Raw genomic sequence first — 24,342 nt, forward strand, 5'->3', positions numbered from 1 at the left:
GGTCCTCTATGCGTCGAGCTTCTTTACGACGAGCTCATTGAGCAGCGCCGGGTTCGCTTGGCCCTTCGAGAGCTTCATCACCTGGCCGACGAAGAACGCTGCCACGGTGCGCTTGCCGCCCTTGAACTGCGCAACCTGCGCGGGGTTCGCGGCGATGACCTCGTCGATCATCTTCTCGATGGCGGAGCTGTCGGTGATCTGCTGCGGCTTGTCGCGGTCGTAGACAAAGGCGAAGTCGCGGCCCTCGGCAAAACAGGTGTCGAGGAGCTGCTTGAGCTGCTTCGAGCTGATGGCGCCGCCTTCGGTGAGGTCGGCGGCGAGCACGACACCGTCGAGCGAAATGGGACTCTTATCGAGCGTGATGTCGGCTGCGCGGAGACGCATGGTGATCTCGCTCAGCAGGATGGACGCGACGCGCCTGGGTGACTTCGCGCGCTTGGCGGCCTGCTCAAACAAATCGCCGAGTTCGCGGTCTGTTGTAAGCGTTGCGGCATCCTGTGCGCTCAAGCCGAACTCAGTTGTGAGACGCGCGCGGCGTGCCTCCGGCAGCTCCGGCATTCCAGCGAGGATGTCCTTCTTCCATGCATCGCCGACGATCAGCGCCGGAAGATCAGGCTCCGGGAAATAGCGGTAGTCGTGCGCCTGCTCTTTCGAGCGCATGGAATACGTGCGGCCCTCGGCATTGTTCCAGAGGCGCGACTCCTGCACGACGCGGCCGCCCTCCTCAATCACGCCGATCTGCCGCTCGATCTCGTACTCCAGCGCGGCGCGGATGTAGCGGAAGCTGTTGACGTTCTTGACCTCAGCCTTGGTGCCGAATTTGTCAGAGCCCTTGGGCATCACGCTGACGTTGGCGTCGCAGCGCAGCGAGCCCTCTTCCATGTTGCAATCGCTGACGCCGGTGTAAAGCAGGATTTCCTTCAGGCGCGTGAGGTACTCGAAGGCTTCGTCGGGCGTGCGGATGTCGGGCTCGGAGACGATCTCGATGAGTGGCGTGCCACAGCGGTTGAGGTCGATGTAGGTGCGTGTGCCGGAGTCCGCGAAGCCGTCATGCAGGCTCTTGCCGGCGTCCTCTTCCATGTGCAGACGCGTGATGCCGATTCGTTTCGGATTGCCATCAGCGTCAGGCACAGTCAGTGAGCCATGTTCGGCGAGTGGTTTATCGAACTGCGATATTTGATAGCCCTTGGGCAGGTCGGGGTAGAAGTAGTTCTTGCGCGCGAAGATGCTGCGTGTGTTGATGGTGCAGCCAAGCGCTTCGGCCGCGAGCGTCGCGAACTCGACTGCCTGGCGGTTGAGCACGGGCAGAGCGCCGGGCAGACCCAGGCAGACCGGGCAGATGTGCGTGTTGGGCTCGCCGCCGTACTCGTTCTTGCAGCCGCAGAAGGCCTTGGTCTTCGTCAGCAGTTGGACGTGGACCTCAAGACCAATCACGGGTTGGTATTTGGCAATCACCTCGGGCGCGAGACCGGCAAGAGCGGGCATGGTTTGAGTTTATCAATGCGCACCCCTCGCTGGCGGGCCGCCGCTGCATCTCATAGCTTCAGTTTCGCGGAGGCGGTGAATGCCAGAGCAGTCGACGAGCGCGTCAGGACCAGAGCAGGCCGGCGAAGAACATCGCAAGGAGAGCGGCTGGGCCGGACAGAACGCAGGCGCGGCGAACAGCGACAGCAGTGGAGGCGGTAATGGAGGCGGTGGCGACACCGGCGGATCGCGCCAGAAGAACCTGGAGCGGCCCACTGCAGAAGACATCTACGAGCAGGTCGCCCTTAATGCGAAGACGGAGCTGAAACGATCAACGCTGTCGCTCGCGATCTCTGGGTACGCCGGCGGCATCTTCATGGGGCTTTCGGGGCTGGGTACGGCGCTGGTGCTCGGCCTGTTCGGCACGTCGCCCAGGACGCACTTCATCGCAGCCATGTTTTATCCGATCGGCTTCATCGTGGTGATCATCGGACGGGCGCAGCTCTTCACGGAGAACACTCTGTATCCGGTTGCGCTTGTTCTCTCGGAGAAGCGCGAACTGTGGAATACGCTGCGGCTGTGGTGCACGGTGCTTCCAGCCAACGTGCTGGGTGCGCTGACGTTTGCGGCGCTGGCGACACGCACCGGCGCGCTTATGCCGGAGACTCGACAGGCGCTGATGCAGCTCGGTCTGCAAGCCGCGCACACCGCGCCGGGAACGATTTTCTGGAGCGCTGTCACCGCGGGCTGGATCATCGCGACGGCCGCATGGCTCGTCTCCGGATCGCATTCGATTACGGGTTCAGTGATGATCCTGTGGATTCTCACTTACGTGGTGGGTCTGGGGAACTTCGCTCATTGCATCGCGACCTCGGGTGAAATTTTCTCCGCCGTGCTGGGTCACCAGCTTGGCACAGGCAGCTACTTTCACTGGCTTTGGATTGCTGTCGCCGGAAACGTATGCGGGGGCGTGTTCATGGTCACGCTGCTGGAGTACGGACAGGCGATCCTGGCCAAGGGAGACACACCGGTCGAGCCGTAGCCGAGGGCGAGCGTTCGCCGCGACAGGCGCCGGGCTACACTGGAGACTGCATGATTCTTCCGTTCGTCCGCGAGTTGGTCGCGGACCTTGAACGATCTCCAGTCTTTGAGCGTGTGCGTCGCCATCTAGCGGGCGGCACGGGCCGGAGACGTGTGTCCGGACTGACCGCGACCGCGCGGGCTCTCTATCTTCCCTACTTCGTGAAGGCCGCTGAGGCGCCAGCGCTCGTGCTTGTGGCGGACAACAAGGCCGCCGAGGCGCTGCATGCAAATGTGCTCGCGGCCTGCCAGTTGAGCGGCGCGCTGAGTGCCGAAGAGGTGCTGCGGCTTCCCGCGCACGATGTGCTTCCGTTTGAAAATCTCTCGCCGCATCCGGAGATCCAGGAGCAGCGCGCAGCTACGCTCTGGAAGATTGCAAGCGGGCAGGCACGGCTCGTGATCGTGCCGATTGAGGCTGCATGCATGCGGCTGTTTGCGCGCGATCATTACGCTGCGCTCGCTCTGATGCTGCGTCGCGGTGAGGAACACATACCGGAGATGCTGGTCGATCATTTGATCTCGGTCGGCTACACGCGCGTGGATGTCGTCGACATGCCGGGGCAGGTGACGATTCGCGGCGGCATTCTGGATGTGTATGGGCCCGAGATGGAGCGGCCGGTGCGCATCGACTTCTTCGGTGACGAGATCGAGTCGATTCGGCGCTTTGATCCGGAGACCCAGCGCTCTTCGACGTCGATCGACGAGGCGCTGCTGCTTCCGCTCACAGAGACACCCGCGACCGAGAAGCTGCTCGAGGCGATCAATGCACGGCTGACGCGCAGCGGAAGTGCGGGCGCTGCGCTGGAGGGCGGTGATACTCCAGCGGAGTTGCAGACGCATGTCGGTGGCAATGCGCGTGAGGCGACGATCTTTCCCGGGTGGGAGTTTTACGCGCCAGTCGCCGGAGCGCGGTCGTCGCTGCTGGAACTGATGGGGCAGCACACGCGGGTATTCGTGGAAGAGCCCGCGATGGTGCTGAACCAGGGCGAGCGCTGGTGGAACAAGGTCGAGCAGCGGCATGAACGCTCCGGCATCGGGTCGCTGGTGCGCGCGGAGGATCTGTATCTCTCGCCGTGGGAGCTTGAGGACAGATTGCGTGCATTCTCGGGCTGTGATCTCGATCAACTCGGCGCGGTAGACGTGCTCGAGAGCACGCGGAGCGACGCGAGCGAGATCGAGTTTGCGACGCGGCCAACGCTGCGCTTTCATGGATCGATTCCGAGTTTCATCGATGAGTTGAAGAAGCTGATGGAGAGTGAGGCGCGCGTGCTCGTGGCTGCTCCCAATCAGGGTGAGCTGGAGCGGCTTGCCGGGCTACTGCAGGAATACAACGTGCCGTACCGCATCGGCTGGCGCACGGACCACGGCGCGTCGGCGACCGTGTTTTCGGAGTCGAGCTATCTCGCCGGCGACCTGCGCACGCCAGTGCTGGTGCGCGCCGCGATTGCGAATGGCGTGCAGGTGCTCGATCTCGATCGGGCGACTGCTCGGCAGTTTGTACTCTTCGGCGCGAATGATCTGAACGACGAGGTCGACGTGCACGCGCGCCCCGTGCGCCGCGGCAAGACCTCGGCGTTTGTCTCGGACCTGCGCGATCTTGCGGTGGGCGATTATGTCGTGCACGTCGAGCATGGAATCGCGCGCTACGACGGCCTGCGTGTCATTGACGAAAAAACGAGCAGCGACGGCGATGGGAGTTCGCAGCTTGAGCTGATGATCCTCACCTTTGCCGAGGACGCGAAGCTGTATGTTCCGCTCACACGCCTCGATCTGATTCAGAAATATCGCTCAACGGAAGCAGGACCCGCGCCGCAGTTGAATCGGCTTGGAAATCCTTCGTGGTCCAAGACCAAGGCGCGCGTGAAGAAAGCCATGGAGGACATGGCTGAGGAGCTGCTAAAGCTCTACGCGCAGCGCAAGGCCGCGATGGGCACAGCGTTTTCGCCCGACAACAACATGATGCGCGAGTTCGAGGACGCGTTCGACTACAACGAGACGGACGACCAGATCAGTGCGATTGCGGACATCAAGTCGGACATGGAGTCGACGCAGCCGATGGATCGCCTGCTCTGCGGCGACGTGGGCTACGGCAAGACCGAGGTGGCGATGCGCGCGGCGTTCAAGGCCGTGCAGGATTCAAAACAGGTTGCTGTGCTCACCCCGACGACGGTGCTCTGTTTCCAGCACTTCGAAAGCTTTAAGCGGCGCTTCGCAAACTTCCCTGTCACCGTCGAGATGATCTCGCGTTTCCGCACGGCCAAGGAGCGCAAGGAGATTCTGGAGCGTGTGGCCGATGGTAAAGTCGACATCCTGATCGGAACGCACGCGATTCTTGCGCAGGGATTGAAGTTCCAGGACCTCGGATTGCTGGTGGTGGATGAGGAACAGCGCTTTGGCGTGCGGCATAAGGAGCGCCTGAAGCAGATGCGCGCCGCGATCGATGTGCTGTCGATGTCGGCGACGCCGATTCCGCGCACGCTGCATATGAGTCTGGTTGGATTGCGCGACATGAGTGTCATTGAGACGCCGCCGAAGGACCGTATGGCAATTCAGACGGTCGTGGCGAAGTTCGACGAGAAGCTGATTCGCACAGCGATTGAAGTGGAGCTGGAGCGCGGCGGGCAGACGTATTTTGTGTCGAACCGCGTTGAGACGATCTACGAGATGGCGACGAAGATTCGCGAGCTCGTGCCGCAGGCGCGCGTCGTTGTGGGCCATGGCCAGATGCCGGAGGCGGAGCTCGAGCGCGCGATGCTCGCGTTCATGAACGGCGAGTACGACGTGCTGTGCGCGACGAGCATCATCGAAAACGGCCTTGATATTCCGCGCGCAAACACGATCATCATCAACCGCGCAGACCGTCACGGATTGAGCGAGCTATATCAGCTTCGCGGACGCGTAGGGCGGTCGAATCGGCGCGCCTATGCGTACCTTCTGATTCCGCCGGAGCAGCAGTTGACGGAGATTGCGCGGCGCCGGCTTGCAGCATTGAAAGAGTTCTCGGATCTCGGTGCGGGATTCAAAATCGCCGCGCTGGACCTGGAGCTGCGCGGCGCGGGCAACATGCTCGGCGGCGAGCAATCTGGCCACATCGAGGCGATCGGCTTTGAGCTCTACACGCAGATGCTTGAAGAGGCCGTGAGCAAGCTGAAAGGCGAAGGCCACGAGGAGCGCCTGCAGGTCACGATCAACCTCGGCATCTCGCTGCGCATCGACGAGAGCTATATCGCTGAGGAGAATCAACGACTGCGCATGTACAAGCGCATCGCCGGCGCGAACACGGACGCGATGCTCACTGAGATTCGTGACGAGTTGCAGGATCGTTACGGGCAGCCTCCGGAAAACGTGCAGCACCTGATGGCAGTCGGCGAAATTCGGCTGATCTGCGAGCGGCTGTCAATCGCGCAGATCGAACGCAAGCGCGTGGCGGTGGAGGAAAAGGCCGAGGCGAAGAAGGGTGCTCCCGCTCCGCAACAGAAGCCACCCGCCCGCCCGCAGACAGTGCATTGGGCGGGACGGGAAGTCGCGCGACCGACCAACGCGTGGCAGCCGTCGACGATGCTGAATCGGACGCAGCAACCGCTGGCCGGCCGCCATGGACAGGCGCCGCAGGTCGCATCCCTACAGTTTTCCTCGCGAGCAGCGCTGAATCGCAGCGGCGAATCGAACGCCGCGAAGGCTGCTCGTGATGCCATAGCAACGCGCGCAACAAACTCGCCGCTCGCGCAGGCGGGCAAGATGAAGCCGATGCGCGACATGCTCTTCATCACCTTCAGCGAGAAGCTGCACGCCGCGCCGGCGGAGGCTGGGAAAGGCATCAACGTCGGCGTGCTGATGAAGCTTGTCTCGCGCAACGCGAAGAATGGCGCGCAGCTTACACCGCAGGGTGTGCTGCGCTGGCCGTTGTCGGGGTCGAATGCGGAGACGGTGCTCAAGGAAACGCGCGAGTTGCTGGCGCAACTAGGCGGCGCAACGGACTGACGGCCGCTCAACGCCGGCGGAACACCATCAGCACAATAAAAATCAGCACGAGCACAGCGATGCCCGGGAAGATGAAGAAGTGTCCGCCACTCGTGACGCCGGCGACCACACAGCCGGTCAGAGCGGTTGAGGAGAGCAGCAGAACGGTGAGCAGGGTGAGCGCAGCGGGTCGTGGCATCTGCATTCCCTGTCTGATGCGGGATCGACTAGGCGCGGCGTCTCCGCCCGGCCGGTTGCGCGAAGACGGTCTTGAAGGAGGCGCCGGAGTTGCTGGCGATGCTGAATACAGAATCCGGTGGTCACTGAGTCCTGCTCAACTCGTTAGTGAACAATTTCACCTGTTGGGGAAATTAGCGAGCCATCGCATCCTCCGGTTACTTCCTGATAGTCCGTGCATCGTTTGGCACTGAACGTATTCGTGGGCCATTTGAGGATGGGGTGCAGGCTCGCCCAGCGCCACAGGATCATCGAGTGATCGGGCAGTATGATCCACCAATCACCACTGCCGGTCTCCAAGAGGACATCCTCATTCTGCGAGGCGCGGGATCGCTGTACCAAGGCGTCGTGTCCGGTTAAGTGCATATCCTGAGCAAATATCCGCATCGCTTTGTCGGTCATGGATGTGCCGTGCACATAGACGATATATGCCCCTTGCTCTGGGTGAGCACGGAGGAAACCCGCGAGCCACGGAACCGCAAGTACTGTATTCGCGTAGTGATTGGTTTTGTCGAAGACCTCATCGACCCCGAGCGTCTGGCCCTGTTCACGCAACAGGTGTGCTTCGATTGTGAAGTGGGGCGGAAATTCTGGCCTCCACAAGATCACCTGAAGATTCTCGTCTACTTTCTTGCCCTGATTCGGCACTTCGTTGAAGGGTAGATCGTTATACGTGTTGATGTCGGCATACCTTATCGTGAAGTGCTGTCGCAGCTTTGCAAGTGACGTAGCGTCCTTGTCTTGGACACCGATCATGTTCCAGTCCTTCTCGAGCGCCGAGGACATATACAGCCCCATTTGGGGAGCCAGACCGACGAACGTGTCGGTATCGCGTAACCGCTCTCTGTTCGTGAAATTCTTTGGTAGCAGGTCATACAGCGCCTCTGAAATATGAGAATTAAAGGTCTCTGCGCATGGCGCACTGCCCAAGCCGACACACCAAGGCAGCATCAATGGGTTTTGTGATCGTGAAGTCGCGGTCATTGTGTCGCCATTTTCTAGATGAATATCGATCTTCATCCCCGGATAATCGTCCGTGTGGCGTCCTTCATAGACGTCGTCGAGCCGTGATTGGAGAGTCGAGAGATCAGCAAATTTTTCTCGGAAGAATTGTTTTTGAGCTGGTGTACCCTGATCGAACCAGAGCATACTCGCGTTCCGTCCAGCCACTTCTACATGACTCCGCAGCCAAGCTGTACTGATCCCAAGATTTGAGGCAGAGGGTTTAGCGAGTGCGGGTTCCTGAAGCGCACTGACGAGTCGAGCTAGTGCGATTGGACTGACGGCAATCCCCTTCTCCTTGGTTTCCGTTGCTGAACTGTGGATGTGTATCTCCGATTTAGCGGGTGTACCGAGCCCACCCCAAGAGCCGATCACGTGGATAGACCGGACGTTCTGGGCGGTCATTGTGCAGACGAAAAATAGGAATATCACTGCGGGTATCCGGTCGTATTTCACGGCTCTCCTGGATCTGCTCAGCAACTACACTGGGACACATGCGGCACTTTACCATTGCTTCGCTGGCCCTCAGCCTTTTTGCGGCTCCCATGTTCGCACAACATCCTTCCGCCGATGGCGCAGGCCAGACATTCAACACGCTGTCCGAGCAGTACTTCGAGCAGGTGTACTTCAAGTACGCGCCGACCGCAGGCACGACGGCGGGTCTGCATCAGTACGACACGCAGCTTGAGGACTACTCGGCGGCGGGGATTCAGAAGGAGATTGCGGCGCTGCATGAGTGGGAGCGAAAGATTGCGGCGATCGATGGCTCGGCGCTGGACGCGGAGCCTGCGGCGGACCGCGACATTCTGCTGGGCTCTATCCGTGGCCAGCTCCTCCAGCTCGAGGTAATTCGCGGGTGGGAGAAGAATCCGGATAACTATTCAACCGGCGTGACGAACGCGATCTTCACGATCATGGAGCGGCCGTATGCTCCCGTGGATACGCGGCTGCGCGCGGCGGTGGAGCGCGAGAAGCTGATTCCGCAGGTGTTCGCTGAGGCACGGAAGAATCTGAAGAACCCGCCGCGCATCTACACGGAGATTGCGCTCGAGCAGATCGATGACGACGTCAGTTTCTTCCAGAATGATGTTCCAAAGGCTTTCGACGCGGCAACAGATGCGCAGACGAAGGCGGAGTTCGCGAAGACGAATGCGGCGGTGATTGAGGCGATGAAATCGTATGCGGCGTGGATGAAGAGCGATCTTCTGCCGCGCTCCAATGGCGATTTTCGCTGGGGCGCGGACAACTTCCGCAAGGCGCTTGCGGACAACGAGATGGTTGATATCCCGTTGGATAAGCTGCTGCAGATCGGCTACGACGACCTGCACAAGAACCAGGCGGAGTTCGCGCGCGTAGCGAAGGAGATCGATCCGACGAAAACGCCGCAGCAGGAGTTGGCGGAGTTGGCCGCAATTCATCCAGCCCCGGCCGATCTCCTCAAAGCGTTCCACGACCGTTTCGATTCGGAGATCAGCTTCATCCGCGCGCACAACATCATCACGATTCCCAGCGATGTGCAGCCGACGCTCGAAGAGACGCCGCCGTTTATGCGTGCGACGACGCAGGCTTCGATGGATCCACCGGGACCGTTTGAGACGCATTCGACAAAGGCGTACTTCAACGTCACGCTGCCGGAGTCGAACTGGCCCGCGCAGAAGACGAGCGAATACATGGCTGCGTTCAACATTGGCACCATCGTGTCTACGAGCGTGCATGAGGCTTATCCCGGTCACTATGTGCAGTTTCTGTGGACGCCGCAGTTCCCTTCCAAAATCCGCAAGATTATCGGCGCGAACACGAACATCGAAGGCTGGGCACACTACTGCGAGCAGATGATGCTGGACGAGGGTTACAACGCACCGGGTGTCGGTGCTAAGGATGAACATGAAGCGAAGCTGATTCGGCTCGGTCAGCTGCAGGACGCTCTGCTACGCGACGCGCGTTTCATCGTCGCCATCCGGATGCATACAGGTGTTGGCGGTGAGCTCACGATTCCCGAGGCTGAGGACTTTTTCGTGAAGGAGGGATATCAGGCGCGGCCGATCGCCGAGGTGGAGACGAAGCGCGGCACATCGGATGCGCTCTATCTGTATTACACACTCGGCAAGCTGGAGATCCTGAAGCTGCGCGCGGATGTCGAGAAGCGGCAGGGCGCAGAGTTTTCTTTACAACGCTTTCATGATGACTTCATGCGCCAGGGATTTGCGCCGATCAAGGTAATCCGGAAAACAATGTTGCATGATGACTCGCCTGTGCTCTAGGCTGTCCACCGCAGCGAACAAGTTCGCTGGGGACCCCGGGCTGAGGCGCGCACGATGATAGTTTCGCGGCCTCACGGCGAAATTTTGCATCGAAGCGTTGGTAGGATTACTGCAGTCATTCAGGAGTAGGAACAACACAATGCCATCCATGAAGGTGCGCAAGGCTGTCTTTCCGGCAGCCGGATTTGGCACTCGCTTTTTGCCCGCCACCAAAGCAACTCCCAAGGAGATGCTTCCGCTCGTTGACAAGCCTCTGATCCAGTACGGAGTAGAGGAAGCTGTTGCCGCCGGTTGCACAGAGATCATCATCGTTACCGGCCGCGGCAAGTCGTCGCTCGAAGATCACTTCGACAAATCGTATGAGCTGGAGACAGCGCTGGAGGCGCGCGGCAAGACCGCGCTGCTGGAGATGGTGCGCGGCGTCTCGCATCTGGCGAAGATCAGTTACACGCGCCAGCCGGATGCGCTGGGGCTGGGCCACGCGGTGCTGCAGGCCAAGCAGCTTGTCGGCAACGAGCCGTTCGCGGTGATTCTGCCTGACGATGTCGTGGACGCGCAGGTTCCCTGCCTCAAGCAGATGGTCGATGCGTTCGAGCAGACACAGGCATCGATTCTTGCGTCCGAGATCGTGGAAGGCGCGGCCATCTCTTCCTACGGCTGCCTGGACTGCGAGCAGGATCCGGACGATCCGCGGCTGCTGGACGTACGCAACATGGTGGAGAAGCCGAAGCCGGAGGAGGCGCCGAGCCAGCATGCCATCATTGGGCGGTACATCCTCACGCCGCGCATCTTCGAGATGCTGGAGAAGGTGACACCGGGTTCCGGTGGCGAGATTCAGCTTACGGACGGCATCAAGGCGCTGCTGGAGTACGAGAAGGTCTACGGCTTCACGTATGAGGGCACGCGTTACGACGCCGGCGACAAGCTCGGATTCCTCAAGGCGACGGTAGAGTTCGCGCTGCGGCGCGATGATCTCGGACCGCGCTTCAGACGATGGCTGCAGCAGCAGACGTTCTAAGTCATTCAGCGCAAACGAAGAGGCTGGTTCTCTGCATCCTAGGTCTTCAGGGCACTTACTGAGCTCTGGCATCTATGGACAAGGGGATTGAACAACCAGACATCACGCGTCCGCGCAAGCGGAAGAAGGCTCGGGGCCAGCCCGGCGCAAAGCCGCGCTGGGCATCCGGCGCGAAGACCATGGTCGGCACGGCGGTTCTTCCCGAGAGCCGCATCTGGTACACCATCAACGACGGCACAATCGCCGAGGTCTACTTCCCGGATGTCGATCAGGCGAACACCCGCTCGGTGCGTTTCGTCGTCACGGGTGAAGACGGCTTTTTTTCTGACGAGATGTGGGACGCGGAGCACAAGGTCGAATGGCTCGACACCGGCGTCCCCGGCTGCCGCATCGAATCGGCCTGCAAATCGGGCGCCTATCGACTGACGAAAGAGATCATTCCCGATCCGATGCGCGACGGGCTGCTTCTGCGCGGCCGCTTCCTCCCGGCCGAGAAGCAGCAACTGCGGCTTTATCTGGTCATCGACGCACACATCGGTGATCGTGGTGCGAACAATGAAGCCTGGGTCGGCGAGTACAAAGGCGAGCCCATGGTGTTTGCACAGCGGGGAGCCCTGTGCCTGGCGTGCGGCAGCTCACCGCGCCCGCTGCAGTGCAGCGTCGGATACATCGGCAAGTCCGACGGCTTCACCGTTCTGCGCCGAGGCGAACCATTGCCCGAATCCAACTACGCACCCAATGGCAACATCGGCCTAACAATTGAGATCGATTACAAAAGCACAGGGGACGGCAGCTTCCTCATCTCCCTGGCTGGTGGTGATGATTCGGCGGAAGCAGGTCGCCAGACGCGTGCCGGGCTTCTGCAAGACTACGGTGCAGCACGCGAGCTCTTCCTGCGGCAGTGGCGCGAGCAGCAGAGGCGATACCGCGACCTCAAAGATCTCTCCGGCCAACGCCTCGATATGTATCGTGTCAGCACCGCGGTGCTTGAGACGCATCAATCCAAGCGCTTTCCGGGCGGCTTCATCGCAGGCCTTTCTGTTCCCTGGGGCTTCGCCCGTGGTGACAAGGACATCGGTGGGTATCACGTTCTCTGGCCGCGCGACTCGGTCGAAACGGCGATGGGCAAACTCGCCAGCGGTGACGCTCACGCAGCGCGGTCGTCGCTTTTCTTCCTCGCCTGCACGCAGAACGCGGACGGCAGCTGGAGCCAGAACATGTGGCTGGACGGAACGCCGCACTGGACCGCGATCCAGATGGACGCGATTGCGTTGCCGATTTTGCTTGCGGACAAGATGCGCCGCGATCATGCGCTCGACGGCTACGACCCGGTCCCGATGGTGCGCAACGCAACGCGGTTTCTGCTGCGCCACGGGCCGGTGACCCAGCAGGACCGATGGGAGACGACGCCCGGATATTCGCCCAACACAATGGGTGCCGAGGTCGCGGCATTGCTCATGGCCGCGGATTTCGCGGAGCTCGCGGGCAAACACGATCACGCCGAGTTCATTCGCGAAACTGCCGATGCATGGAACGATTCCATCGACGAGCTGACCTACGTCGAGGACACGCCGCTTGCACGCAAGCATGGCGTGCGCGGCTACTACGTGCGGATGACTCCGCCGCAACGGATCGAGACTCGCGAGGTCGGCCATCTCCGCGTTCGCATGCCGAACGTTGTATCGGGTCCGCTCAGCCGTCGCGCGATCGATATTGTGAGTCCGGGTTTTTTGACGCTGGTTCGTCTCGGCCTGCGCGCGCCGGACGATCCACGCATTGTCGACACGCTGAAGGTGATCGATGCGACGTTGCGTAGAGAGACGAAGACCGGGCCGGGCTGGAGGCGCTCGACCGATGACGGCTATGGTGAGAAAGCCGACGGGAGGCCCTACGACAAACGCGGCATTGGCCGCTGCTGGCCGCTGCTTGCCGGAGAGCGCGGGCATTATGAGCTCGCTGCGGGCCGCGCGGACGTGGCACTTGAGCTGCTGAAGACCATGGCGCGACAGACGAGCGAGTGCGGAATGATCCCCGAACAGGTCTGGGATGCGGAAGACATCCCGGAGCGCTTCCTCTTCAATGGACATCCGTCCGGCTCCGGCATGCCGCTGGCGTGGGCGCATGCGGAGTACATCAAGCTGCTGCGGTCGCTGCACGAAGGCGCCGTGTGGGACTGCATACCGGCGCTTCAGCAGCGATACATTCACGAGCGCCACACGGCGAGCTTCCAAATCTGGACGCCGGAGCAGCGGCGCGGCTGGCTCACGCACGGCAAAGATCTTCGCCTTGATCTTCCCGTGGCTGCGCAGGTGAATTGGAGCTCGGGCAGAGACAGCGGTACAGCAGAGACATGCGACACGGGCCTCGGCCTGCATTATGCAACGCTGCCCACCCGCGAGCTGCGAGCGGGCGCGGTGATTCGGATTTCGCTCGAGCGAAAGAGCAAGTCGAAAGACAAGACTGAGATTCCGTCATCGTTCATCGTGCGCGTGAAGCCGTGAGCGTCGAGACCGCGTCTGCCAGACTCTGCTAGCTTGGAGTTGTTGTGACGACGCGCGGGAGGCTGCAGGTGTTTGGCGGTGGGAGAATCTGGTGCTCAACGACAGTGCAGCGCGCGGCTGTTGTAGGCGTGTTGCTGGCTTGTTCGTTCTCGGGCATCGGCCAGCAACGACAGCAGCATCGGCCGATGGAAGTTCCCAGCCCTACGCAGAACACGATTGAACCTGCGCGCACACGGCTCATCCTGAAGGACGGAACTTATCAGCTTGTGCTGAGCTACCAGGTCGTCGGCAACGTGGTGCACTATCGCAGTGCGGAGCGCGAAGGTGAAGAAGAAGAGATTCCACTCGCGCTGGTCGATCTGCCCGCGACCGAGAAGTGGAAGAAAGACCACGAGCCCGGGGCGCGCAAGGCGGAGCAGTCGCATGCGCCGGTGATCAGTCCGGAGCTCGCGAAGGAGGAAGCCGCACGCGCCGCGCTGACGCCGGAGATTGCGCCTGACCTGCACCTGCCCGAAGAGGACAGCGTGCTCGCGCTCGATACGTTCCGCGGCACGCCGGAGCTGGTGCCGATGCCGCAGTCTGCCTCCGACCTGAACAAGGAGACGGCGCACGCGGTGCAGAAGGGCGCGATCAATCCGGCCTCTGCTCCGCATCGCATCACGGATATTCCGCGGGAACGCGCCGATATTCAGCTTCATGTGCCTGATCCGGTTTTCTATGTGCGCGTCAATGGCGGCAATCCGGATGACGCTGTTTACACCAGCGGCGGCACGTTCACGGTCGACACGCACGGCGCAAGCGGACGCGCCACGCCTTCTGGTGGCGATCCGAACAATGGGTATGTGATTGAACGCGTGGATGTGCGTCAGGACGCGCGCATCGTGGACAGCCTACGAATCGCGTGGCTCGGCACTGGCCGCACGCAGCGCGACATTGTGGAGACGCGTGCGGAGATTTTGCCCGGCGGGCACTGGATGAAACTCACGCCGCTTCAGCCGTTGGATTTCGGCGAGTATGCGCTGATCGAGGTGCTCGGAGCCAACGCGGTGAATCTTGATGTGTGGGACTTCGGCGTGCACTCGGACGCGCCTGAAAATATCGAGGCGATTCATCCGGAGGCGAGGCGGCCGCCCACTCTGGAGCACAGGTCGAGATGAGTTCCGACTCAGCGATTGGAGTGAATAGTGAGTAGTGAATAGTGAATAAGGCGAGAACGAAGGCACTGCCTTCCTAACTCACTAACTCCTCACTCGCTAACTTCTTCACGCCGTGGCATGCCGTGAGGTCTTCGACATCGGCATCGACGCCAGCGAGTCGGGATCAGCTATAGCAATTTGGTCGCGACCCCGCGCCTTGGCGTGATACATCATCGTGTCGGCGGAGCGAATGATCGAGTGCAGCGTATCTCCATCCTGTGGATACGTCGCGAGTCCGAAGCTTGCGGTCAGCCGCAGCCCGAGCCCTTCGCCGCTCAGGAAGGCATTGGTGATGATCGCTTCGCGAAGCTTCTCCGCCACTTCGGTCGCTGCGGGTTTGTCGAGTCCGCGCAGCAGCGCGACGAACTCATCACCGCCGTACCGGAAGCCGGCATGTGCAGGTCCAAGTGTGCGCTTGATCACGTTGCCGACCTCTGCAAGCAGGCGTGAGCCAACCAGGTGGCCGTGCGTGTCGTTCACGCTCTTGAAATGATCGAGGTCGAGAAACAGCAGGCTGAAGTGCGGCTTGATCGGGATAACGCGCGGATCATTCTCCGCAGCGATCTCGTTCTCGAGCATCGTGTACAGATAGCGCGAGTTGAACAGCCCTGTGCAGTCGTCCGTGATGGTCAGGTGCTGTACCAGCTTGACGTAACGCGCGTTCGCCAGCGCGATCGCTGCGTAGTCGCAGAGCACGCGAAGGAACGAGATCGACGCCTCCGGCAGCAGGTCAAGCTTGCTGTTGTGCAACTGCAGCACGCCCAGCGTGCGTCCGCCGTGGCGCAGCGGAAGGCAGGCGATCGACAGCAGGTGCATCTCCGGATGCTGACGCGCGAAGACGGACCAGTCCGGATCGGCGGTCACATCGGGGATCACGAGCGGATTGCCCGTGAGTGCAACGTAACCGGAGATGCCTTCGCCCATCTTTATGCGAAGGTCCCCGATATTTTCTGTATCGATGCCGGCGTGGAGCGCGTAGTAGAGCTCGTTGGCCTCTTCATCAAGCATGAGCAGCGACCACTGCTCAGGCCCGAAGTACTCTTCCATCTGCGAGAGAATCGCCCGCAGCAGCGGCTCCAACTCAAGGTTGGCCGTCAGCGCACGCGCAACTTCGTGGAAGACGCGCAGGTGGTCCAGCTGCCTGCTGTCCATTAGCTCGGGATGCCGACTGTTTGTCACGTTCCTTCCTGGGTATCGGGTCAGGACGTACTCATCATCAGTCTGACAAGCATAGCGCAAGAATGTACCGGTCTCTTGCCTATTTGCCAGTGTACGCGTTTGCATACTAGGTGCATCGGCGTATCAGGATGAAACGCGAGGATTGTTTTGATTAAGAACAAGCGAATTATCCGCCGATATGCACCATGGATCGCGACGGCTTCAGGAAGCCGGGCTCGCCGATGTGATGCCGAGACTCCTTGCGATCAACAATCTTGCGAATGCGTTCGCGCAACTGATCATCGTTCGCACCGCTCCGCATCGGCCCCACAAGATCGTGGTCACTCTGCGAGAAGAGGCACGTCCTGACTTTGCCGTCTGATGTGACGCGAATGCGGCTGCAGTGTCCGCAGAAAGGATGGGAGACAGGCGCGATGATTCCAATCTCCCCGATGCCGTCGTCGAAGGTGAACCGCCGCGCAGTCTCGGACGCGTGATTTGCCGGCAGTGCGACGAGCGGGCGTACATGGTTGAGACGATGGATGATCTCGTCCATGCGTACGACGGCCTCCGGCGTCCAGGTGCGGTCCTCTTCGAGCGGCATCCACTCGATGAAGCGCACGATGACGCCTTCAGCGCGCGAGAACTCCGCGAAGGCCTCGACCTGGTTGTCATTGAAGCCGCGAAGCAGAACCGCGTTCACCTTCACCGGACCGAGGCCCGCATCCTGCGCGGCGCGGATGCCATCACGCACACGCTCGAAGCTGCCGGGAACGCGCGTGATACGCGCAAAGGTCTCGGCGTCGACGGCATCCATGCTGACCGTCACGCGGTTCAGCCCGGCGCGCTTGAGGTTCTTCGCCATTCCGGCGAGCAGGTGGCCGTTGGTGGTCAGCGCGATGTCGAGAGGATCGGGCGTGAAAGCCGCGTGCATGCCGGCGATCTCGCCGATGAGCTCGACGAGGCCCCGGCGCAGCAGTGGCTCGCCGCCGGTGAGCCGCACCTTTTCCACGCCGAGAGAGACGAACAGCCGCACCATCCTGCTGTACTCTTCGATCGGCAGCTCGGTGTACTGGGCTCCCTCGTTGCCGGTGCGGCAGTAGACACACTTGTAGTTGCAGCGGTCTGTGACGGAGAGCCGCAGGTCGGTGATGGCTCGCCCGTGCTTATCGCGCAGCCTCGTCCCAGGCTCGGCTGGATCCGGCCGAACGCTCCAGGGCTCCGCCTGGAAGGCAGGGCTCGGGTCTTGCACCGGATTCAGGATGGGCGGCAGCGCAGCGGCCATAAGGAAACAGTACTTCTTCAGATGCAGTTTCCGGAAGCCCATTCCCGGCATCCATGTCATACTGAGGGCAACTTACAGAGGAACCATCCAGGTCCGCACCCCCCAGCGGCAGGCTGCGCTGTTCCCTCCTGCGAGGCAGGAATCTCGTGCGGACGACCTCCATTACGGCATGGCTGGGGCACCACGCCTGGCCCCTCTGGCTGCTTCTCGCGGCCGCGGTGCTGTGTATTGTCCTGCTACGACTGTCTGCCTGGTCCCGTGAGCACACGCTGCGCCGCAAGCGCGCCGGCGTAACGCATGAGACCTTCACCGCACAGCTTCAGCAGTACGGCTTCGATCCGGTCATCACCTCGTCTACATTCCGCTACCTGCGCGAGGTACAACTCGTGCCGTTTCCGGTACTTCCGGGCGACGATCTGGAAAAAGACCTGGGCCTGACGCCGGAGGATGTCGAGCAGACCGTCCGCGATCTATCGCTCGCCTTGCGGCGGGAGTACAGCCCGGGTCTCCAGCCCACTCCGCTCGTCACGGTCGAGGACCTGATACGCCTTCTCCAGGCCGAGCCGCGGATTATCAGAACGGAGATTGCCTAGACCGTGGGCAGACTCAAATCGCCCGATCCAGCCAGGCGGCAGCGCATGCGTGAATCTCGGCAGCGCGGCTAAATCCCGACGCCGAACTCCATCTCCTGCGTCTGGTCTCCCGAGTGGGAGTAAACGTCGTACGGCGTGCGGCGATGGAACTTGTACCGCTCGCGCAGTTCTCGTCCCACGACCACACCGATGGCCAGCACGGTAATCCCGGCTGAAACCAGTCCTACGTTGCGCATAAAGGTCCGGCCCCCCTCCGAGGCGTCCTCGTGAGCGGCACCGCGGAGTGAGTGATTACATCTCATGCGAAGGATAATAGCGCACCCCTGTTAACGTTGGGTATTCCCGCCTTCTGCCACCTCTGTGCAAGTAACCCAGAAGTCAACATCCGGCGTTTGAATCAGATGCCGGGAGCGCTGCTCGCGGCGAAACTCTTGCAATCAGAACCCGCAAATCAGCTCTTTGACGTGGTCGCAGGCGTCGATGATGTCGACGTCGAACTCGATGAGCCAGCACCCGAGCTCTCACTGGAGCTCTTCGCCGGGGCCGTGCTCTCAGCCGGCTTGGAAGTCTCACCACCCGACTTGGCCGTGTCGCCGTTCGAGGACGCAGCCGGCTTCGCCGAAGAGTAGAGGTCCTTGTACCATCCGCCACCCTTGAATTGGACGGCAGGGGCGGTCAGGGTGCGCTCGATCGGGCCACCGCAGTGCGGGCATACGGTCAACGGAGCGTCGGAGAACTTCTGGATCTTTTCGGTGCGGCGTCCGCACTCTTTGCATTCGTACTCGTAAAGCGGCATTGCGGGTCCTTCTGGGCTTGAAAACGTTCGCTGTTTTAAGAATACAGTCTGGCGCGATCGGGCTGCCAATGAACCGGTGCAGCCGATGTATGCTCCGGGCATGCTCCGTCGGCTGTTGGTGCTCATTACTGTGATGCTCTCCGCGCTCTCCGCCATCGCGCAATCGCCCGCGTCCACTCCGCCGATGGGCTGGAACAGTTGGGACGCCTACGGGCTCACCATCACCGAAGCGCAGTTCCGCGCCAACGTCGAGGTCCTGCACGACAAGCTGCTGCCCTTCGGCTGGCGCTACGGAGTCATCGATGAGGGCTGGTTCTTCGAAAACCCGCAGGACAGGCCGAAGCCCGAGACGCTGCGGTATGCGATCGATCAGTACGGGAGGTATGTGCCCGTGCCGGCAAGGTTCCCGTCGGCTGTCGGAAAGCCAATGGTCTTTGGCGATGGATACGCGGGGCCGAAGCCTAGGCTCGCCGCGACCATCGAGGAGACAAGCTTCAAACCGCTCGCAGACTGGGTGCATGCGAAAGGTCTGCTGTTCGGCATTCACATCGTGCGCGGGATCCCACGCGCTTCGGTCGAACGCAACCTACCCATCGCCAACTCGAGCTTCCACGCCGAGGATGCAGCCGACACCAGCGACGCCTGCCCGTGGGACCCGACCAACTGGGGCGTGAAGGACAACGCTGCCGGCCAGGCCTGGTATGACGCCCTCCTCCAGCAGTACGCCGATTGGGGCGTCGACCTACTGAAGGTGGACTGCATCGCCGACCACCCTTACAAGGTCAGCGAGATCCGCCAGATTCGCAGAGCCATCGATAAGACCGGCAGAAACATGGTGCTCAGCCTCTCACCCGGCCCCACGAACCCCTCGCACGCCACCGAGGTCGCCTCGCTCGCCAACATGTGGCGCATCTCGAACGATTTCTGGGACCTCTGGAGCGGTGGCAACTTCGCCGATGGCTTCCCGCAGTCGCTCAAGGGCCAGTTCGACCGGCTCGCCACGTGGTCGCAGTTCGACTTCAAGCCCGGCCAGTGGCCCGACGCCGACATGCTCCCGCTCGGCGAACTGCGGCCCTCTCCCGGATGGGGCGATCCTCGCCACACCCGCCTGACACCGGACGAGCAGAAGACGCTGATCACTCTCTGGTCGATCACGCAAAGCCCTCTGATCCTTGGCGCGAATTTGACGATGCTCGATCGAGAGACCCTGAAGCTGCTGACGAATCGCGGAGTTTTGGACCTCGATCAATACACATCGGTGCGCGGCAAACCTGTGGACGGCCTCGCAACCGGCGATCTGCGCGTGTGGCGAGTTAAATTGAAGCCGGGTTTGGATTACACACCGGCGTTTGCTGTGGCCTTATTCAACCTGAGCGACGCTCCGATGAAGATCGACCGCCCGCGCACTGAGCTTGGTTTCTCGGGCGAGGTCAAGGGCCCACTTGCGGAGCTGTTCGATGTCTGGGCACACACTACCTTGTGGCGCAACGACCGTGTGAAGCTCACCATTCCACCCCACGGCTGCGTGCTGCTGGAGGGGAGCTAGTCGCACCGTTGTCACGTTACTTCCCGGCCAATAGGCAGTTACCAGAGCTGCGCGCAAGATTACCAAGTGAATCTTCACGCTTTGCCAGTCAGCCCTTAGTTTTGATTTCAAGAAGCGCCAGACAGGAAAGAGACATTGAGAGCCCATCCTTTTCCCGGGTCAAAAAGGGCACTCGCAGTCCGAATCTGTTCGAGGTGCTCGCGCAAGCGCAGACCTGATCACGGGGGCTCTGAAAAGAGCTGATCCGGGTACTGTGCACCATGCTGGAAGGCGAAACAGCCTGAGCATGCGGGGGGCGAGGCAGGAACCCGCGTTCTCTTGGGGGAGAGAACGCGGGGCTCGCCTACACCGGTCTGTACATCTGTTGGCTCTTACTTTTGCAAGGGGCTGTCCTGCCGGGACGGCCCCTTGCATTTGTGTGCCGGCCCCTTGGCTTTGCTGGCTCACTTTGCACAGGCGGCCTCAAGCCATGCATTGTATTAGCGCTATCTTCGCCGTATCCTCGCCTCAGTGCCCGCTCCGTTCCAGATTCCGCAACGAAAATCCGGATCGAAGGACCGCGCCGAGAACGCGGACCGTATTGTCTCGGCCGGTCCGGTCGACGACGACTCCCAGTTTGAACTCAAGCTGCGGCCCAAGCGTCTGGCGGAATTCATCGGCCAGTCCAAGGCCAAGGAGCAGCTCTCCATCGCGCTCGAAGCCGCCAAAGCCCGCGGCGAAGCCCTCGATCACGTCCTCATCTTCGGCCCACCCGGTCTCGGCAAGACCACGCTGGCGACGATCATCGCGAACGAGCTCGAGGTCGCCTTCCAGCAAACCTCCGGTCCGGCGCTGCAGATCCAGGGTGATCTGACCGCCATCCTCACCAACCTGCGCGAAAAGCAGGTGCTCTTTCTGGACGAGATTCACCGTCTCCAGCCCGTCCTCGAGGAAAAGCTGTACACCGCGCTCGAGGACTACCAGATGGACATCATCATCGGGCAGGGGCCGAGCGCGCGCACGCACACCCTGGAGCTGAAGCCGTTCACGCTGGTAGGCGCAACCACGCGGCCCGGCCTGCTGAGCTCGCCGCTGCGGTCGCGCTTCGGAATTCTGCTGCGGCTCGAGTTCTATACCGAGGACGATCTGCGCTTCATCGTCACGCGCTCGGCTGAAGTTCTTGGTGTGCCGATCGATGAAGACGGGGCGGCCGAAATTGCAGTGCGCTCCCGCGGAACCCCACGTATCGCAAATCGCCTGCTCCGCCGCGTGCGCGACTTCGCCGAGGTGCGTGCCGCCGGCCGCATCGACCGCGAGACCGCGATGCGCGCGCTTGAACTGCTCGAGGTCGACGCGCATGGCTTCGATGAGCTCGACCGCCGCCTGCTGCGAACAATCATTGAGAAGTACGACGGCGGCCCGGTAGGCCTGAACACCCTGGCGGCCGCGCTCGCCGAAGAGCAGGACGCGCTCGAAGAGGTTTACGAGCCGTTCCTGATTCAGATTGGCTTCCTCGACCGCACGCCTCGCGGACGCGTCGCGACGCGCCGGGCATACGAGCACCTCGGCATCGAGATGCCGCGCCGTAACCCGCCAGCTCCGACGCTCTTCCAGTAACGGCGTGAGAACGGATGCTAGGCTCAGGTGGTGAGAGGACGCGCGGCAGGACTAATTAGCGGGGCCATCGTGCTGGTGGGATGCGCGAGCCCCGGGCCGCCAAGGCCGCCGTCGTTGCAGCTCCCTCAGCCAGTTCGCGACCTCAGTGCAACGCGCGAAGGCGATCAGGTTACGCTTCGCTTCACACTGCCCCAACGCACCACCGACAGTCTGCCGATTCGTGAGGGGCTGCTGAAGGCGTCCGTCTGCCGCGGTGCAGAGGCACAGCCTTGTGTTCCGGTCCCGTCGCTCAAGGACGTTGGCATCAGCGTGTCGCCCCGCACCACCGCAGCGGATCGCGCTATCACATGGCAGGATCAACTCCCTGCAGCCGAGTCGACCGGCGAGCCGCGATTGTTGCTCTATCGCGTGCGACTCAGCAACCTCGAAGACAAAACCGCCGGATGGTCGGAACCGGCGCTCACCGCCGCGGGCGCGGCGCCGCCGGCTGTTCAGGGCCTCACCGCCGAAGAAACGCGCGCGGGCATCCTGCTGCATTGGCAGTCCGCCGAAGGCCCGTCTGGCGGAAATGTTCTGCTGCGCCGCGAGCTGGTCTCGCCGCCGATGAAGGCTAAGCGCGAGGATCTGGAGCCGGTCTGGCTCGACAGCCACGCGACGGGTGCAGCTTCGACCATCGACAGCACGGCCGCTGAGGACACGCCATACCGGTACATTGCGGTCCGGCGAAAGACCGTAACCCTCGGTCAGCAGACCGTGAAGATCGACAGCGCGGCGTCGGCTCCCGTGGTCATCACCTGGCACAACGCGTTCCCGCCGCCGGCTCCGTCCGGGTTGAGTGCGGCGCCGTTTGCCGAGGCTGGAGCCTTCGCCGTAGACCTTGTCTGGGAGCCCGTGGAGGAGCCCGGCCTGAAGGGATACGTCGTCACGCGGCAGGCGATCGATGCCGCCGGCACGCCGCTCGGCTCCCCCGAGCGCCTGACGCCCCAGCCGGTCGAACTCCCCGCCTTCCACGACGCGACCGCGAAGCAGGGAGTTCGCTATCGCTATACCGTCCAGGCAGTTTCCAAGAAGAGTGTCGAGGGCCAGACCGCAACCGTGGACGCTGTGCCATAAAGGGCACACCCATGATTGGACACAGGTCCGAGCCTAAGTCCTGTCGTCTGAAGATTTTGCGCAGTTTTGCCCGGGCGGGGGTTCCCCGACAATTCTCAACTGATCTGCAGCCGTGGGAGGCTCATCACGCCCAGCCGCTGAAGCACCTTGCGTGTCAGGCCGGTGAGCGGCAGAAAGGCCAGCCGCGACGTTGGCATCCACTCCAGGTCAGACTTGCTGGCCGGAATCTGGCTGAGCAGCGCACCTTCAGGAGCAGTGAGGCGCGGGTCGGCATCGATTCCCGGGATGTCCGCATCCTCGGGTACAAACAGGCCTTCTTCGTAGACCTTCCTCGCCGCGCCATCCGCGGAGGGCCGAGGATTGGTCGTAATCGAGACCAGCTCGTCATCCCCGGACCCGGATAATTCGGACTCCTCTTCGCCGGCGACATGGATCGCGTGCGGAGCGACTCCAGGCGCGCTCTCCGCGAAGATCTGGACGTAGTAGTTGGTGTTGGTGATGGAGTGGCGGAGGCGCAGCACGGGTTCGCGTCCATCAGTGGCCTCCAGCGGAAGCGGCGGCAGCTCCAGCATCTTCGGCATCAGCGCGGCGTCGGGCGGGCGGCGCAACAGCAGGACCTCGGTTGCGGTGCCGCGCTTGCGAAGCGTGAGCAGGTGGGCGACGATGCGGCTCTGCGGCTTGTCGCGCGAGGCCGTAGCATGCTCGCCGCGCGTGCGGCAGAAGCTCATCACCGGGCACTCGAGGCACAGCGGCTGGCGCGGCAGGCAGATTGTGGCGCCGAGCTCCATCATGGCCTGGTTGTGGTCGCCGGGAGGGTTGCTGCGCTCCTTCCTCTTAGCGGGCGGAGGGACGAGCGTCTGCGCGGCCGCGGAAAGACGAGCGCGCGCTTTGCCGGAGCGATCTTCAGCGAGGCCGAGGATGCGCAGCAGGACGCGCTCGACGTTTCCATCCAGCACGGCGACGGATTCACCGAAGGCAATGCTGGCGATGGCGGCCGCGGTGTATTCGCCGACACCGGGCAGCGTGCGCAGACCGTGCGCAGTGCGCGGGAGACGTCCGCGGAACTCGCGCTGAACGAACTGCGCGGCGCGATGCAGGAGGTGAGCGCGGCGGTAATAGCCCAGACCGCTCCAGAGCGCGAGGACGTCCTCTTCGCTCGCCTCGGCAAGCGCTTCCAGGGTGGGAAAGCGGCGCATGAATTCGTTGTAGCGTTCGACGACCGTGGCGACCCGCGTCTGCTGCAGCATGATCTCGGAGAGCCACGTTCCGTAAGGATTGCGGATGCCGCGCCAGGGAAGGTCGCGCGCATGCTGCCGATACCAGGAGAGGAGCGCGCGGCGGAAGGGCTCGGCCTCAAACGGGAGGGCGGGCGGTGCAGGCCGCGCACCAGATAGATTTGCAGCGACACTCTCGCCGGAACGGGGGCGGGGTGTGCGACGGGTCAGCGGATTGGGTACAGGCGTGCGCGTGATCATGCGTGGGCAGAGAACAGCGAAATGGATTGCATGTATCGGTCAAGTCAGCCGCTAGCCTGGT

Annotated in this window: 18 protein-coding genes; 10 read left to right on the plus strand and 8 right to left on the minus strand. The window is 62.0% G+C overall.

Annotation, left to right across the window (positions count from 1 at the left end):
* Window positions 1-6 precede the first annotated feature (6 nt).
* Window positions 7-1,485, minus strand: coding sequence for an Asp-tRNA(Asn)/Glu-tRNA(Gln) amidotransferase subunit GatB (gatB, locus tag VGU25_12155; GenBank protein HEV2577953.1), 1,479 nt, complete (start codon window positions 1,483-1,485; stop codon window positions 7-9).
* A 79-nt stretch (window positions 1,486-1,564) separates the two neighbouring features.
* Here gatB and VGU25_12160 point away from each other — a divergent pair, with 79 nt between their 5' ends.
* Window positions 1,565-2,506 carry a formate/nitrite transporter family protein gene (locus VGU25_12160; protein ID HEV2577954.1) on the plus strand — a complete coding sequence of 314 codons (942 nt, stop codon included), beginning with the start codon at window positions 1,565-1,567 and terminating at the stop codon, window positions 2,504-2,506.
* 50 nt (window positions 2,507-2,556) lie between these two features.
* On the plus strand, window positions 2,557-6,525 hold the full coding sequence (gene mfd, locus VGU25_12165; protein ID HEV2577955.1) for a transcription-repair coupling factor: 3,969 nt from the start codon (window positions 2,557-2,559) through the stop codon (window positions 6,523-6,525).
* Window positions 6,526-6,532: 7 nt separating this feature from the next.
* On the opposite strand, the gene VGU25_12170 is transcribed toward mfd, so the two are convergent.
* Window positions 6,533-6,703 carry a hypothetical protein gene (locus tag VGU25_12170; protein HEV2577956.1) on the minus strand — a complete coding sequence of 57 codons (171 nt, stop codon included), beginning with the start codon at window positions 6,701-6,703 and terminating at the stop codon, window positions 6,533-6,535.
* A gap of 143 nt (window positions 6,704-6,846) precedes the next feature.
* Window positions 6,847-7,890, minus strand: coding sequence for a hypothetical protein (locus tag VGU25_12175; protein HEV2577957.1), 1,044 nt, complete (start codon window positions 7,888-7,890; stop codon window positions 6,847-6,849).
* A 347-nt stretch (window positions 7,891-8,237) separates the two neighbouring features.
* Between VGU25_12175 and VGU25_12180 the strand changes: the two genes are divergently transcribed.
* The 4 genes from VGU25_12180 to VGU25_12195 all read left to right on the plus strand — a co-directional run bounded on the left by VGU25_12180 (window position 8,238) and on the right by VGU25_12195 (window position 14,680).
* Window positions 8,238-10,004 (plus strand): DUF885 domain-containing protein, encoded by a 1,767-nt coding sequence (locus tag VGU25_12180; protein ID HEV2577958.1) that lies wholly within the window; start codon window positions 8,238-8,240, stop codon window positions 10,002-10,004.
* Window positions 10,005-10,143: 139 nt separating this feature from the next.
* Window positions 10,144-11,022, plus strand: coding sequence for a UTP--glucose-1-phosphate uridylyltransferase GalU (galU, locus tag VGU25_12185; protein HEV2577959.1), 879 nt, complete (start codon window positions 10,144-10,146; stop codon window positions 11,020-11,022).
* A 74-nt stretch (window positions 11,023-11,096) separates the two neighbouring features.
* On the plus strand, window positions 11,097-13,523 hold the full coding sequence (locus VGU25_12190; GenBank protein HEV2577960.1) for a glycoside hydrolase family 15 protein: 2,427 nt from the start codon (window positions 11,097-11,099) through the stop codon (window positions 13,521-13,523).
* A 44-nt stretch (window positions 13,524-13,567) separates the two neighbouring features.
* A complete protein-coding gene (locus VGU25_12195) occupies window positions 13,568-14,680 on the plus strand; it encodes a hypothetical protein (protein HEV2577961.1) in 1,113 nt (370 codons plus the stop codon).
* 105 nt (window positions 14,681-14,785) lie between these two features.
* On the opposite strand, the gene VGU25_12200 is transcribed toward VGU25_12195, so the two are convergent.
* Window positions 14,786-15,898 (minus strand): sensor domain-containing diguanylate cyclase, encoded by a 1,113-nt coding sequence (locus VGU25_12200; GenBank protein HEV2577962.1) that lies wholly within the window; start codon window positions 15,896-15,898, stop codon window positions 14,786-14,788.
* Window positions 15,899-16,064: 166 nt separating this feature from the next.
* A complete protein-coding gene (moaA, locus tag VGU25_12205; GenBank protein HEV2577963.1) occupies window positions 16,065-17,204 on the minus strand; it encodes a GTP 3',8-cyclase MoaA in 1,140 nt (379 codons plus the stop codon).
* Window positions 17,205-17,308: 104 nt separating this feature from the next.
* On the opposite strand from moaA, the gene VGU25_12210 reads away from it, so the two are divergent.
* Window positions 17,309-17,755: a hypothetical protein gene (locus VGU25_12210; protein ID HEV2577964.1), complete on the plus strand. Its 447-nt coding sequence runs from the start codon at window positions 17,309-17,311 to the stop codon at window positions 17,753-17,755.
* 68 nt (window positions 17,756-17,823) lie between these two features.
* Here VGU25_12210 and VGU25_12215 read toward each other — a convergent pair whose 3' ends face one another.
* Both VGU25_12215 and VGU25_12220 read right to left on the minus strand, forming a co-directional pair.
* Window positions 17,824-17,991, minus strand: coding sequence for a hypothetical protein (locus tag VGU25_12215; GenBank protein HEV2577965.1), 168 nt, complete (start codon window positions 17,989-17,991; stop codon window positions 17,824-17,826).
* 215 nt (window positions 17,992-18,206) lie between these two features.
* Entirely contained in the window at window positions 18,207-18,551 is a 345-nt protein-coding gene (locus tag VGU25_12220) for an FmdB family zinc ribbon protein (GenBank protein HEV2577966.1), read from the minus strand.
* 100 nt (window positions 18,552-18,651) lie between these two features.
* Between VGU25_12220 and VGU25_12225 the strand changes: the two genes are divergently transcribed.
* The 3 genes from VGU25_12225 to VGU25_12235 all read left to right on the plus strand — a co-directional run bounded on the left by VGU25_12225 (window position 18,652) and on the right by VGU25_12235 (window position 22,806).
* Entirely contained in the window at window positions 18,652-20,097 is a 1,446-nt protein-coding gene (locus VGU25_12225; GenBank protein HEV2577967.1) for a glycoside hydrolase family 27 protein, read from the plus strand.
* A gap of 510 nt (window positions 20,098-20,607) precedes the next feature.
* Window positions 20,608-21,693: a Holliday junction branch migration DNA helicase RuvB gene (gene ruvB, locus VGU25_12230; GenBank protein ID HEV2577968.1), complete on the plus strand. Its 1,086-nt coding sequence runs from the start codon at window positions 20,608-20,610 to the stop codon at window positions 21,691-21,693.
* Window positions 21,694-21,720: 27 nt separating this feature from the next.
* On the plus strand, window positions 21,721-22,806 hold the full coding sequence (locus tag VGU25_12235) for a hypothetical protein (GenBank protein ID HEV2577969.1): 1,086 nt from the start codon (window positions 21,721-21,723) through the stop codon (window positions 22,804-22,806).
* 95 nt (window positions 22,807-22,901) lie between these two features.
* On the opposite strand, the gene VGU25_12240 is transcribed toward VGU25_12235, so the two are convergent.
* Window positions 22,902-24,281 carry an A/G-specific adenine glycosylase gene (locus VGU25_12240; GenBank protein ID HEV2577970.1) on the minus strand — a complete coding sequence of 460 codons (1,380 nt, stop codon included), beginning with the start codon at window positions 24,279-24,281 and terminating at the stop codon, window positions 22,902-22,904.
* Between the last annotated feature and the right edge of the window lie 61 nt (window positions 24,282-24,342).

The sequence above is a fragment of the Acidobacteriaceae bacterium genome, from assembly GCA_035944135.1.
Taxonomy (GTDB): Bacteria; Acidobacteriota; Terriglobia; order Terriglobales; family Acidobacteriaceae; genus Granulicella.

What these genes read in the sequence shown, in the direction of transcription:
- VGU25_12180 (HEV2577958.1), top strand. Translation starts at nt 8,238, where the DNA reads ATGCGGCACTTTACCATTGCTTCGCTGGCCCTCAGCCTTTTTGCGGCT.
- mfd (HEV2577955.1), top strand. Translation starts at nt 2,557, where the DNA reads ATGATTCTTCCGTTCGTCCGCGAGTTGGTCGCGGACCTTGAACGATCT.
- VGU25_12215 (HEV2577965.1), bottom strand. Translation starts at nt 17,991, where the DNA reads ATGCGCAACGTAGGACTGGTTTCAGCCGGGATTACCGTGCTGGCCATC.
- VGU25_12160 (HEV2577954.1), top strand. Translation starts at nt 1,565, where the DNA reads ATGCCAGAGCAGTCGACGAGCGCGTCAGGACCAGAGCAGGCCGGCGAA.
- VGU25_12220 (HEV2577966.1), bottom strand. Translation starts at nt 18,551, where the DNA reads ATGCCGCTTTACGAGTACGAATGCAAAGAGTGCGGACGCCGCACCGAA.
- gatB (HEV2577953.1), bottom strand. Translation starts at nt 1,485, where the DNA reads ATGCCCGCTCTTGCCGGTCTCGCGCCCGAGGTGATTGCCAAATACCAA.
- galU (HEV2577959.1), top strand. Translation starts at nt 10,144, where the DNA reads ATGCCATCCATGAAGGTGCGCAAGGCTGTCTTTCCGGCAGCCGGATTT.
- VGU25_12170 (HEV2577956.1), bottom strand. Translation starts at nt 6,703, where the DNA reads ATGCCACGACCCGCTGCGCTCACCCTGCTCACCGTTCTGCTGCTCTCC.
- moaA (HEV2577963.1), bottom strand. Translation starts at nt 17,204, where the DNA reads ATGGGCTTCCGGAAACTGCATCTGAAGAAGTACTGTTTCCTTATGGCC.
- VGU25_12240 (HEV2577970.1), bottom strand. Translation starts at nt 24,281, where the DNA reads ATGATCACGCGCACGCCTGTACCCAATCCGCTGACCCGTCGCACACCC.
- VGU25_12190 (HEV2577960.1), top strand. Translation starts at nt 11,097, where the DNA reads ATGGACAAGGGGATTGAACAACCAGACATCACGCGTCCGCGCAAGCGG.
- VGU25_12225 (HEV2577967.1), top strand. Translation starts at nt 18,652, where the DNA reads ATGCTCCGTCGGCTGTTGGTGCTCATTACTGTGATGCTCTCCGCGCTC.
- VGU25_12175 (HEV2577957.1), bottom strand. Translation starts at nt 7,890, where the DNA reads ATGCTCTGGTTCGATCAGGGTACACCAGCTCAAAAACAATTCTTCCGA.